Here is a 12,840-nt window from a genome sequence, read left to right on the forward strand (position 1 = left end):
GGTGGGTGAAAATGTCGGGGAAAGTGAGAGATGATAGCAGACTAGCAAAAGACATTTTGGAGGCCGTTGGCGGGGAAGAGAATGTAATTGGAGCTTCTCGCTGTGCTACCAGGCTTCGGTTGGTGCTGAAGCGGTCTAACCCTAAAGCGAAGGATATCGTGAAGTCGATGCCCGGGGTCATTACAGTTGTAGAGAACAGCGGTCAATTCCAGGTTGTCATTGGACAGCACGTAGGGGAAGTGTACGAGGGTTTTCTAAGCTGGTCCATATTGACCAGTCTGGGGAACAGAGTGAGAATAAAGGGACGATGCTGAACCGGATCATCGCGACGATGTCAGCGGTGTTTGCGCCGTTTATCTACATTCTGGCCGCTGCTGGTATTTTGCAAGGGGCATTAATTATCATTAACTTATTGTTTGATAGCTTTGAGAAAACAGGGACTTATGAGGTTTTCAGTTTCATCTCTTGGGCACCGTTTACGTTTTTGCCTATTTTCATCGCGATTACGGCATCAAAGCATTTTAAAACCAACACGTATATCGCCGTGGCGTGCTGTGCTGCATTGGTCAGCCCGACGTGGGCGGAGATGGCAGCTCAGATCGCAGATGGGAAAAGCATTACTTTCTTAGGGATTGCTTTATCGCAAACGACATACACGTCTTCCGTGCTGCCGCCATTATTTTTAGTGTGGATGCTGTCTTATCTTGAACGATTCTTGAATAAGAGAATGAACGAAGTAGTCAGACCGTTATTTGTTCCGTTTCTATGCATGGTCTTCATGGTGCCGTTAACGATTGTCCTCATAGGCCCTGTGACAACATTAGGCGCAAACGGAATTGCAAACGGTTACAACTTCTTGGCGGAAAACGTGCCGGCTTTGGCAGGAGCAATCATCGGGGCATTCTGGCAGGTCATCGTCATCTTCGGTGTACATTGGGGCATCACGCCGATGGTATTGGCAAACTTTGATTTATACGGTCGGGATTCGTTCCAAGCGTATCAAACGATCGCAGTCATTGCGCAGGTGGGGGCTGTGCTTGGCGTCATCCTGAAAGCGCGAAACAAGGAAACGAGAAAAGTCAGCATTTCGGCTGGGGTCACAGGACTGTTTGGCATTACAGAGCCGGCGATCTACGGTGTAACCTTGAGATTTAAGAAGCCGTTTATCTTTGGCTGTATTTCTGGCGCGGTTGGCGCAGTCGTGGCAAGCTTCTTTCATCCGTATTACTTTGCGTATGCCGGTCTTCCGGGACCGCTTACGATCGTGAATGGCATCAATGAGCGATTCCCGGCATCCATTTGGGGCATTTTAATCGGTGCTGCGATTGCGGTCATTCTTCCAGTTGTGCTGATTCAGATCTTTGGCTACGGAGAAGATAAAGCTGCACAGCCGGAAAAGGAACAGCCTCAGACGGCACAGGCGAATGAAGAAACCGTATATGCTCCGTTTAACGGCAAGGTGATACCGCTTTCTAACGTGCCTGACGAAGTATTCAGCTCAGGCGCAATGGGACAAGGATTGGCGATTGAGCCTTCCGATAATAAGCTCTATGCTCCGTTTGACGGAACCGTTGTCATGGTCGCGCCTACAAAGCATGCGATTGGCCTGCGTTCAGCGTCTGGCGTCGAATTGCTTGTGCACATTGGGCTGGATACGGTGACATTAGCCGGCACTCCTTTTGCCTTGAAGGTCAAAGAGGGCGATACCGTCAAAAAAGGCGAGGTGCTTGCTGAGTTTGATAAAGCTTTCATTGAAGAGAAAGGGTTAACAACGATTACCCCCGTCATCATCACGAATTCACATGCATATCAGGAAATTCTCATCGAGGAACTTGAAGAAAGTACGCTGGATCAAAAATTATTTACAGTTGTAAGCTGAGGAGGAATAACACATGGGAAACATGCCGAAGGATTTTTTATGGGGCGGCGCTTTAGCTGCCCACCAATTTGAAGGCGGATGGAATGAAGGCGGTAAAGGGCCAAGTGTCGTCGATGTAATGACAGCGGGTGCGCACGGTGTGCCGAGAAAAATCACGGATACGATTGAAGAAAACGAATTTTATCCGAACCATGAAGCCATTGATTTCTATCACCGATACAAGGAAGATATCGCTTTGTTTGCGGAAATGGGATTAAAATGCCTGCGGACGTCCATCGGCTGGAGCCGGATTTTTCCGAAAGGCGATGAGACTGAACCGAACGAAGCGGGTTTGCAGTTCTATGATGATGTGTTTGATGAGTTGCTGAAGCATGGGATCGAGCCGGTCATTACGCTTTCTCACTTTGAAATGCCGCTGCATTTGGCAAGAGAATATGGCGGCTTCAGAAACCGGAAAGTCGTGGACTTCTTCGTCAACTTTGCAGAGGCTTGCTTTACCCGTTACAAAGATAAAGTGAAGTACTGGATGACATTTAACGAGATCAACAACCAAATGGATGTGAACAATCCGCTGTTCCTATGGACGAATTCAGGTGTTACGGTTGGCGAAAACGAAAACGCCAAGGAAGTGATGTACCAAACGGCACACCATGAATTGGTGGCGAGCGCTTTAGCAGTGGCGAAAGGAAAAGACATCAATCCAGACTTCCAGATTGGGGCCATGGTGTCACACGTGCCGATTTATCCTTTCTCCTCCAACCCTGAAGATGTGATGCTGGCTGAAGAAGAGATGAGACAGCGTTATTTCTTCCCGGATGTGCAGGTTCGCGGGTACTATCCAAGCTACGCGTTGAAGGAATTTGAACGAGAAGGCTACAACATTACATTCGAAGACGGCGATGATGAGATTTTAAGAAAGGGTACCGTCGATTACTTAGGCTTCAGTTATTACATGTCAACAACCGTGAAAAGTGATGTGGAACATGATAATACGGGCGATATCGTCAACGGCGGATTGCCGAATGGTGTCGAAAATCCGTATATCACCTCCAGTGACTGGGGATGGGCGATTGATCCAACCGGGCTGAGATATACGTTAAACCGTTTTTATGACCGGTACCAAATCCCATTATTCATCGTGGAAAACGGCTTTGGCGCGGTGGATACGCTGGAGGAGGACGGCAAGATTCATGATCCGGAGCGCATTCAATATTTGAGATCACATATTGAAGCGTTGGAAAAAGCGGTCACGTACGACGGTGTGGATTTAATCGGCTACACGCCGTGGGGCATTATTGATATCGTCTCCTTCACTACAGGCGAAATGAAGAAACGCTATGGCATGATCTATGTTGATCGTGGCAATGAAGGAAACGGATCCATGAAGCGATATAAGAAAGATTCATTTGAATGGTACAAAAACGTCATTCAAACGAATGGCGAGGAACTATAAGCAGCTGGCCCGAATCGAGCACTTTTACCGGAGTGCCTGGTTCGGGTTTTTTGGGTGTGATCCGACCCTATATCCAGTAATGGGAATAGATTACCAGCGTTGATTGCTAGGTTATAATTTCACCTGTAAGATTCTTTTTTGTATAATTTAATATTAGAACGGAAGAAAGGGAGAGAGTTTGTGAGTAAAAAGGGATGAAAGCTGGTGTTTGGCAGAAAATTTCAAGACATGATAGAGTTTCCCTAAGCAAATCTCCTGACAAAAATTTGGCGAGGAAGGGGCAACATCACATTGAAAAACATTTTAATAAGAGCTGGCATATCACCATTTGATACATTTCCTGCAGCTGAAATGATTGTTCGCAACTCCATTGGCGGCAACGTAGGAAACTTAGTATATGCCTACAGTGTGTTTCGTACGCTGATGACTGAAGAAACGACGATTACTCCTGATTATTATCGGATTCATCCGGCAGACGCTGAAAAAATTAATAAAACATATGATATGTATATTATTCCGCTGGCAGATGCTTTCCGCGAGGATTTCGTGCCTTCACTACGGAAATATACCCAATTAATTAAGAAACTAACCATTCCGGTTGTTGTGATTGGTGTTGGTTTGCGGGCTCCGTTTGAACCCAAATTAAATGAAGGTTTTCCTTTTGATGAGGATGTAAAGGCGTTTGTGAGTGCCGTGCTGGAGAGATCAAATATGATCGGTGTCCGCGGTGAAATTACAGCGAAATACCTTTCAAGATTAGGATTCCGTGAAGGCATTGACCATACGGTGATTGGCTGTCCTTCTATGTATGCGTTTGGCAGAGAATTGAAGATAAGAGAAACCAATATCACACCAGAATCAATGGTGACGGTTAACTCATCAAGACTGTCTCCTAAGCATGTGCTGGACTTCATCACGAGAAGCATGAAAGAGTTCCCGAACCATTACTTTATCCCGCAATGGCGAAAAGAAATGATTCTGACGTATGCGGGTGCGCCTGCAATAGCAAAGCCTGCCGATAATTATCCGGTCAGCATGGAAGACCCAGCTTATCAGAATGATAGAGTCCGGTTCTTTTTAAATGTGCCGACATGGCTGGATTTCCTGAGACAAGCTGATTTGAGCTTTGGCGCAAGGCTGCATGGAAATATCGCGGCGACGATTGCCGGTACACCGAGCCTGTTGCTTCCGAAAGATGCCAGAATGCGTGAATTAGCAGAGTACCATCAGTTAACGCATGTCATGGCAAATGAGATAACCGATCAGACAAAACTGTCAGAATTAATTGAAACACTTGATTTTCATCAGCCTGAGAAACGGCAAGCGCAAAACTTTGACCATTTCATCAGCTTCCTGAATCAAAATGAATTGGATCATATTTATAAAGAGAAAGCGATTCCTGATACCGTTCCTTTTGACGAGAAGCTATCTAATACGAAGCTTCTTCCGCCTGTGACTACAGTTAGCGGCTGCAGTTCCACAGAAACAGCGAAACGCTGGGAAGCGCTTATGGCATTAGAAAATGCCAAAAAGGAAAAAACCATTAAAGATCTGAAAAACAAGGTCAAAAAGTATCAGGGCACGTTAAATAGAAAATCAGTGCGTATCGCTTTAAAAACAGCAAATATGCTGAGTGTGAAGTGACCCTTCACTAACATTACAACTATATTACAATTGTATAAAACATGCAATATTTTTGGAATAAAAAAGAAAGCCGCAATGCTGCCAATCTGGCAATATTGCGGCTTTCTTATACTAGTTTCGGATAAGGTAATCAAACGCGCCGAGAGCGGCCGTTGCACCTGATCCCATCGAAATAATGATTTGATTGTATGCACTGTCTGTGCAGTCGCCGGCAGCGAATAAGCCTGGCACGCTTGTTGCGCCGTGTTTGTCGACGATGATTTCGCCCATGCGGTTGCGTTCAACCGTTCCTTCTAACCATTCAGTGTTTGGCACGAGACCGATTTGGACGAATACACCTTGAAGTTCAACGTGTTTTTCTTCGCCTGTTTCGCGGTCTACGTATGTGATGCCGTTAACGCTCTGATCGCCTGTGATTTCTTTTGTTTGTGCGTTTTTTACAACAGTAACGTTAGGCAGGCTGTAGAGACGTTTTTGCAGGACTTCGTCTGCTTTCAGTTCCGGTGCGAACTCTAGCACAGTAACATGATTGACAATACCTGCAAGGTCAATCGCTGCTTCGATACCAGAGTTTCCGCCGCCGATCACTGCTACGTCTTTGCCTTCAAACAATGGCCCATCACAGTGCGGGCAGTATGCGACACCTTTGTTTTTGAACTCTTGTTCACCAGGTACGTTGACATTGCGCCAGCGGGCACCTGTTGAAAGGATCACTGTTTTACTTTTCAGGACAGCGCCGTTTTCGAGTTCAAGTTCGAACAGATCTTTCTTCTCAAGGCGTTTCGCACGCTGAAGGTTCATGACATCAATATCATATTCCTTCACGTGCTCTTCAAGACTTGCCGCAAGCTTCGGCCCTTCAGTCGCTTTGACGCTGATGAAGTTTTCGATGCTCATAGTGTCAAGAACCTGTCCGCCGAAGCGCTCAGCAACAACACCAGTGCGGATGCCTTTACGTGCAGTGTAGATCGCTGCACTTGCACCGGCAGGTCCGCCTCCGACAACAAGAACATCAAACGGCTCTTTGTCAGCGAACTCAGATGCATCTGCGCCGCTGCCCATTTTCGCAAGAATTTCTTCAAGCGTCATACGGCCGCTTCCGAAGGACTCGCCATTCAGGTAAACGGTCGGCACTGCCATGATGTTTTTGCTTTCAACTTCTGATTTGTATGCTGCACCGTCGATCATCGTGTGCGTAATGTTCGGGTTCAGCACGCTCATCATGTTTAAGGCTTGTACAACGTCAGGACAGTTGTGGCATGTCAGGCTGATATAAGATTCAAAGTGATATTCACCGTTGATCTTCTTCACCTGATCAATGACTTTTTGGTCCACCTTAGGCGGTCTGCCGCTCACTTGGAGCAGCGCCAACACTAATGATGTGAATTCGTGGCCCAGAGGGATACCAGCGAATGTAACGCCAGTGTCTTCTCCGACACGATTGACACTGAAGCTTGGCGTTCTGTTTAATTCAGCTTTTTCAACTGAAATTTTAGATGACATGGAAGCCAGCTCATCAACGAGAGCCAGCATGTCCTTTGAAATGTCATCTTCGCCTGCGCTAACTTTGAGAACAATGTCATTCTCAATTAGCTGCATATATTGATTTAATTGTGCTTTGATATTTGCATCAAGTACCAATTGAATGCACTCCTTAGATTTTACCTACTAGATCAAGGCTAGGTGTAAGAGTTTCGCCGCCTTCTTCCCATTTCGCTGGGCAAACTTCACCTGGGTTTTGACGAACGTATTGAGCTGCTTTTACTTTGTTTACAAGGTTGCTTGCGTCACGGCCGATACCGCCTGCATTGATTTCAACAGTTTGGATGACGCCGTCTGGATCGATGATGAATGTTCCGCGGTCAGCAAGACCAGTTTCTTCGTCAAGAACATCGAAGTTGCGAGAAATTGTTTGAGATGGGTCACCGATCATTGCGTAAGTGATTTTGCTGATTTTTTCAGAGCTGTCATGCCAGCCTTTGTGTACGAAGTGAGTATCTGTAGAAACAGAGTATACTTCAACGCCTAATTCTTTAAGTGCAGCGTATTGTTCTTGAAGATCTTCAAGCTCAGTTGGGCATACGAAAGAGAAATCTGCTGGGTAGAAGCAGAATACGCTCCATTGGCCTTTCAAATCTTCGTTTGTTACATCGATGAATTCACCGTTTTTGAATGCTTTTGCTTCGAATGGAAGTACTTCTTTACCGATTAAAGACATAATGTATATTCCTCCTAAAAATGTATTAGAAAGCATATGCGCTTTCAATAATAATTCTAATTATATATGAATTATTAATTAATATATATTTTTTGTCAAGCCATAACCCCATGAATATCATTCTTTTTTTCGTTTTGTTTAGGGTGTGACAGGAAAGATTTAGGCATTTCTTTTCTAGCAAATGAGAAAATGAAAATGGGTTGATTCTCAATTAGACAAGGTTTTTCGAGCCTTTTGTGAATCAGAGTGTCAGTCTTGTTGAAGCATTTGAACATTTTATGACACCATAGGCAGAGGCGGGTGAAGTTAACTTAAGACAGATTCTTTGGATTTGTTTCTAGCTATTATTGTATCACTGTTTATGAGATTTAAAACATTCCTTATGTTTTAGAATAGATGAAAAAAACACGGTTCAGTTAAAACTGACCGTGTTTTTTTATGGTTATTATTCAGACCAATTCGTATGGAAAACGCCGTCCATATCTGTCCGCTCGTACGTATGGGCGCCAAAGTAATCGCGCTGCGCCTGCAAAAGGTTCGCATTGGAACGGCCTGTGCGGTAGCCGTCGTAATAAGAGAGCGCTGTGGTCAAGCATGGGAATGAGATTCCTGTGCTGATGCCCTCGCAAACCACTTTTCGCAGGCCTGTTTGATAGGCTTGGAGCTTATCTGTGAAATAAGGCGCGATCAGCAGGTTTGCCAGATTTGGCTGCTCGCTGAATGCTTCGCTGATCACATTTAGGAAATCAGCGCGGATGATGCAGCCGCCTCGGAAAATCAACGCGATGTCTTTGAGCGGCAGGTTCCATCCGTAAAGCTCAGATGACATTTTATATTGGGCAAAGCCTTGTGCATAGGCGCATACTTTCCCCATGTAAAGAGCCTGTCTGACGTATTCAATCCAGGTGTCTTTATCAAAGTGTTTTTCTTCGGCTTCTGGGCCTGCTAACACGTCTTGAGCTGCCATCCGTTCTTCTTTTAAGGATGACAAGTAGCGGGCGAACAAGGACTCTGTGATGATCGTGGACGGGATGCCGTTATCAATCGCCTGCATGCTCGTCCATTTTCCGGTGCCTTTTTGTCCGGTTTTATCAAGGATGACATCGATCAGAGGCTGTCCTGTTTTTTCGTCTTTTTTACGTAAAATCTCAGCTGTAATCTCTATTAAATAGCTTTTCAGCTCACCTTGATTCCATGTTTCAAAAATAGATGCAATTTCATCAAGCGGCAGACGCAGCGTTTCTCTCAGAAACGTATAGGCTTCTGCAATCAGCTGCATGTCGGCATACTCAATGCCGTTGTGCACCATTTTGGTAAAGTGCCCTGCCCCTTTTGGCCCGATATAGACACAGCAAGGGTCATCCCCAACTTGAGCTGCGATTTTCGTCAGGATAGGAGCAGCTTTCTCATAGACGTCGCGATCTCCGCCCGGCATGATGGAAGGCCCTGTTAATGCGCCGACTTCGCCGCCAGAAATGCCGACTCCCAGATAGCCGATGCCTTTTTCCTTCAGCTCGTCATATCTTCTTTCTGTGTCTTCATAGTGGGAGTTACCTCCGTCCATGATGACGTCGCCTTCTTCAAGCAAAGGCATTAATGATTGGATGACGGAATCTACGGGTTTTCCCGCTGTGACCATCAGAAAGATTTTTCTTGGTTTCTCTAACGATTGAACAAAATCCTGAAGCTCGTAGTACGGGCTGAGAGATTGTCCATCCAGCTTTTGGACAAGCTGGTCCGTTAAATCTCTGGTGTAATTATAGACAGCGACGTTTTCACCTTTGTTTGCCATGTTTAAGGCGATGTTGCTTCCCATTACGCCTAAGCCTATGACACCAATTGTATTGAACATGTGTTACAGCTCCTTCTTAATTTCATACAACTAAACTTAACAATAAAATGAATCCCAGTCCAGCAACGGAAATAATGGTTTCCAGCAAGGTCCATGTGGCAAATGTTTCTTTCATGCTTAATCCGAAGTATTCCTTGAACATCCAGAAGCCGGCGTCATTGACGTGTGAAGCGATGACACTTCCGGCGCCTGTTGCGAGCACGACTAACGCCAAGTTCACATCAGAATGGCCCAATAACGGAATGACCAGACCTGTTGTGCTTAGTGCGGCAACAGTTGCTGATCCTAGAGAAATGCGCAGGATCGCCGCGATGAGCCATGCCAGGATGATTGGCGATAATGCCGTTCCTTTGAATAAGTCTGCCACGTAATCACCGACACCGCCATTGATCAGCACTTGTTTGAAGGCGCCGCCACCCCCGATGATCAGAAGCATCATGCCGATTTGTGAAATGGCTGTTGAACAAGAGTCCATCACGGTTTTGATTGGAATGTTGCGTTTGATGCCCATTGTATAGACTGCGACCAATAACGAAATAATCATAGCAGTCGATGCGTTTCCAATCAATCTGATAAAAGCTAAAACTCCGTTATCTGCAAACCCGATTGTTTCTTGAAGCAGGTCGATAATGGTTGCGACCGACATGATGATAATCGGAAGCATTGCCGTAAAGACGCTGATTCCAAAGCCGGGTGTTTCCTCAAGCTTGAACGTTTTTTGCGTGCCGAGTGATGCAATATTGCCGTTTTTCGCAAAGGATGCGGGAACGATTTTTTTCGCGAACTTTGTAAATAAAGGCCCTGCGATGAGCACTGTCGGAACTGCAACAATAAAGCCGTACAGCAGCACTTCTCCAATGTTGGCGCCGTACTCACCGGCAATTGCCGTAGGCCCCGGGTGAGGCGGCAGGAAACCGTGCGTGACAGACAGCGCTGCGACCATCGGAATTCCGAGATATAAAATAGAAATCTTCAATTCTCTTGAAATCGCAAAGACAATTGGAATTAATAGAACCAATCCTACTTCAAAAAATAACGCAATCCCGATAATGAATGAGGCAATGACAACGGCCCATTGAATGTTTTTCTCGCCGAATTTGTTGACGAGCGTCATCGCAATGCGCTGTGCGCCTCCTGAATCGGCGATCAGCCTGCCCAGCATCGCACCGAGTCCGAAGATGAGTGCGATGTGGCCAAGAGTTCCCCCTATTCCTTCTTCAATGGAGCTGACAACCTTATCGAACGGCATCCCGAGTGCCAATGCCACGCCGAACGATATGACCAGCAGGGAAATAAATGTGTTTAATTTTAAGCCCATAATCAAAAATAGTAATGCTAAGATCCCAAGTGCCACGATGATTAACGGCATGGTAATGCCCTCCCCTTCATGTCATGTACTATTTGTGTGTGATTAAGCCCCTCTGATAATCTGCAATTTGTGTATATTGATTTTCTAATGATCTTGATAGATTGATGAAAATCGGCATTAGTTTTCTGTATTCTTTGGCTGAGTCTTCGATCGGCGTATGTCTGTATGTGCTGCCGATCATGTCGGACACGGCGTCGAAAGAATCGATTTTTCCTGTTGCATACAGGCCTAAAATGCAGGCGCCGAGACATGAGCTTTCGTAGCTTTCCGGAACGACAACCTCTGATTCGAAGATATCCGACATCATTTGGCGCCAAACCTCCGACCTTGCAAAGCCTCCTGTCGCCTGAATGCGGGTTACAGGGCCGTCCATGCATTCGGTTAACGCCAGGAACACCGTATACAGGTTGTAAATGACGCCCTCTAATGCCGCGCGTATCATATGCTCTTTCTTATGCGACATGGTCAGGCCGAAAAAGGAGCCGCGGACATCCGGATTCCACAACGGGGCGCGCTCTCCGGCGAGATATGGGTGGAACAGCAGACCATCGGAACCAGGTCTGACACGTTCGGCGATCTTCGTCAGCACGTCATATGGGTCAATGCCCAATCGTGTCGCTGTCTCGATTTCAGAAGAGGCAAACTCGTCTCTGATCCAGCGAAGGACGATGCCTCCATTGTTCACCGGCCCGCCAATGACCCAATGCTTGTCCGTTAAGGCGTAGCAGAAAATTCTCCCTTTTTCATCGGTTTGCGGCTTGTCAATAATCGTCCGGATGGCACCGCTTGTTCCGATGGTGACGGCAATTTCGCCCTTTTTAATGGCGTTGACACCGAGATTGGACAGCACGCCGTCGCTGGCGCCGATGACAAAAGGCGTTTCCGGATCGATGCCCATCTGGATCGCTAATTCCGGGCTGCAGTGCTGAAAGATTTGAGTCGTCGGCACTAGTTTTGATAAGTGATCAGGCGTGATGCCTGCGATGCGCAGTGCCTCTTCGTCCCAATCCAAGCTTTTCAGGTTCATCATGCCTGTCGCTGAGGCCAAGGAGTAATCGATGACATACTCATTGAACAGCTGTTTAAAGATGTACTCCTTGATACCGATATATTTTTTGGCTTTGGAAGCGATTTCTTTTCGTTCATTTGTGATCCATGCAATTTTGCTTAGCGGAGCCATCGGATGGATCGGTGTTCCTGTCCGTTTGTACACCTCATGCCCGTTCAATTCCTCTTTGATCTTATGCGCCCAGCCTTCGCTCCGGTTGTCGGCCCATGTGATGCATGGCGTCAGCGGCCGGTCAGCTTCATCGATTGCGATGACACTGTGCATGGCGCTGCTGAATGAAATGAATGAGATCTGTTTGTCCGGATGCTGTTTTGTAATTCTCGCTGTTGTTTGGATGACTGCCTGAAAAATCTCTTCCGGATTTTGTTCAGCTGTTGAGATGTCCGGTGTATAGAGCGGGTAGCCGATGCTTTCTTTCTGTACCACGTCTCCTTTTTCACTGAACAGCACAGCTTTTGTGCTTGTCGTGCCGATATCAATTCCTAAAATATAACTAGTCATTGCTGCATTCAGCTCCTTTTGCCAGCATTTGTTGTGAGAGCCACAGGTCTTCTACCTTTTCTTGCACATCATCAAAGTTTTGGTGAAGAGACTGAATCATCAGCGCCCTGTCCTTTGTTTTGATGGCCTGAATATAAAGCTCATGGTTATCTAAAATCCTTGTGAAGTCATCATATTTTTCCTTTAACCGTACCCGCATGGACAACAGAATAAAGCTTTCCATGACAGGTTTTAGATTGTTCCAGATCATCTGAAGGTATGAATGATCGATAGCTCTGATAATCGTTTCATGGAACAGTACGTCTTGAAATGAAAATTCATCTGCGTCCTCATATTTGATAGAGACTTTCATCATTTCAAGGATTTTGCTAAGATCTTTAACTAAAGGCTCAATGTCTATTTTGACAAGCCGTTCAAAGACAAATGTTTCTAATAATAATCGCACATCATAAATTTCCGCGATTTCCTTTTCAGTTAACCCAATCACGACCGCTCCCATTCGTTCTAAGCGGATGATTTTTTCGGATGCGAGTATTTTTAACGCTTCGCGAACCGGCGAACGGCTTACTGAAAACTCAGCAGCAATGATATTTTCTGATAAAATGGTACCGCTTTCAATCATGCCTGAAATGATCCGCATTCTCAGCTCGCATGCGACACGAACCCCGGTTGACGCTTTTGAGAGCCATTTTGCGGGATACAACAGGTCCTTGGAGTCTAGCATACAACTCACCTTCCTCACTAAAGGAGTATACTTGTATACAAGTATGATAACGTGAATATTTCATTTATGCAAACACTTTCATTTCTAATTTTTAATAAAATTTTTCCCAGTCATCATGGTATTTATTTCTA

The 12,840-nt window shown here is 45.7% G+C and carries 8 protein-coding genes and 1 pseudogene; 3 read left to right on the top strand and 6 right to left on the bottom strand.

Features of this window, described 5'->3' with window-relative positions; translation table 11 throughout:
* The first annotated feature begins 11 nt into the window (after positions 1 to 11).
* From MOB98_RS02995 to MOB98_RS03005, 3 genes and pseudogenes are all read left to right on the top strand, one after another.
* Positions 12 to 1,879: pseudogene (locus MOB98_RS02995) on the top strand (beta-glucoside-specific PTS transporter subunit IIABC).
* A gap of 13 nt (positions 1,880 to 1,892) precedes the next feature.
* Positions 1,893 to 3,332, top strand: coding sequence for a 6-phospho-beta-glucosidase BglA (bglA, locus tag MOB98_RS03000; protein WP_268361932.1), 1,440 nt, complete (start codon positions 1,893 to 1,895; stop codon positions 3,330 to 3,332).
* A 291-nt stretch (positions 3,333 to 3,623) separates the two neighbouring features.
* Entirely contained in the window at positions 3,624 to 4,976 is a 1,353-nt protein-coding gene (locus MOB98_RS03005) for a polysaccharide pyruvyl transferase family protein (protein ID WP_128738517.1), read from the top strand.
* A gap of 111 nt (positions 4,977 to 5,087) precedes the next feature.
* On the opposite strand, the gene ahpF is transcribed toward MOB98_RS03005, so the two are convergent.
* From ahpF to gntR, 6 genes are all read right to left on the bottom strand, one after another.
* A complete protein-coding gene (ahpF, locus tag MOB98_RS03010) occupies positions 5,088 to 6,617 on the bottom strand; it encodes an alkyl hydroperoxide reductase subunit F (RefSeq protein ID WP_268361935.1) in 1,530 nt (509 codons plus the stop codon).
* Positions 6,618 to 6,630: 13 nt separating this feature from the next.
* Entirely contained in the window at positions 6,631 to 7,194 is a 564-nt protein-coding gene (gene ahpC / locus MOB98_RS03015; protein ID WP_003243686.1) for an alkyl hydroperoxide reductase subunit C, read from the bottom strand.
* Positions 7,195 to 7,639: 445 nt separating this feature from the next.
* A complete protein-coding gene (gnd, locus tag MOB98_RS03020; RefSeq protein ID WP_268361938.1) occupies positions 7,640 to 9,046 on the bottom strand; it encodes a decarboxylating NADP(+)-dependent phosphogluconate dehydrogenase in 1,407 nt (468 codons plus the stop codon).
* Between the two features lie 22 nt (positions 9,047 to 9,068).
* Positions 9,069 to 10,415, bottom strand: a complete 1,347-nt coding sequence (gene gntP, locus MOB98_RS03025) for a gluconate permease GntP (RefSeq protein WP_268361940.1) — start codon at positions 10,413 to 10,415, stop codon at positions 9,069 to 9,071.
* A 28-nt stretch (positions 10,416 to 10,443) separates the two neighbouring features.
* On the bottom strand, positions 10,444 to 11,985 hold the full coding sequence (gene gntK, locus MOB98_RS03030; RefSeq protein WP_268361942.1) for a gluconokinase: 1,542 nt from the start codon (positions 11,983 to 11,985) through the stop codon (positions 10,444 to 10,446).
* On the bottom strand, positions 11,978 to 12,709 hold the full coding sequence (gene gntR / locus MOB98_RS03035; RefSeq protein WP_268361944.1) for a gluconate operon transcriptional repressor GntR: 732 nt from the start codon (positions 12,707 to 12,709) through the stop codon (positions 11,978 to 11,980). Before gntR ends, gntK begins: the two co-directional genes overlap by 8 nt.
* Positions 12,710 to 12,840 lie beyond the last annotated feature (131 nt).

This window comes from Bacillus sp. N13C7, from assembly GCF_026790065.1.
Taxonomy (GTDB): Bacteria; Bacillota; Bacilli; order Bacillales; family Bacillaceae; genus Bacillus.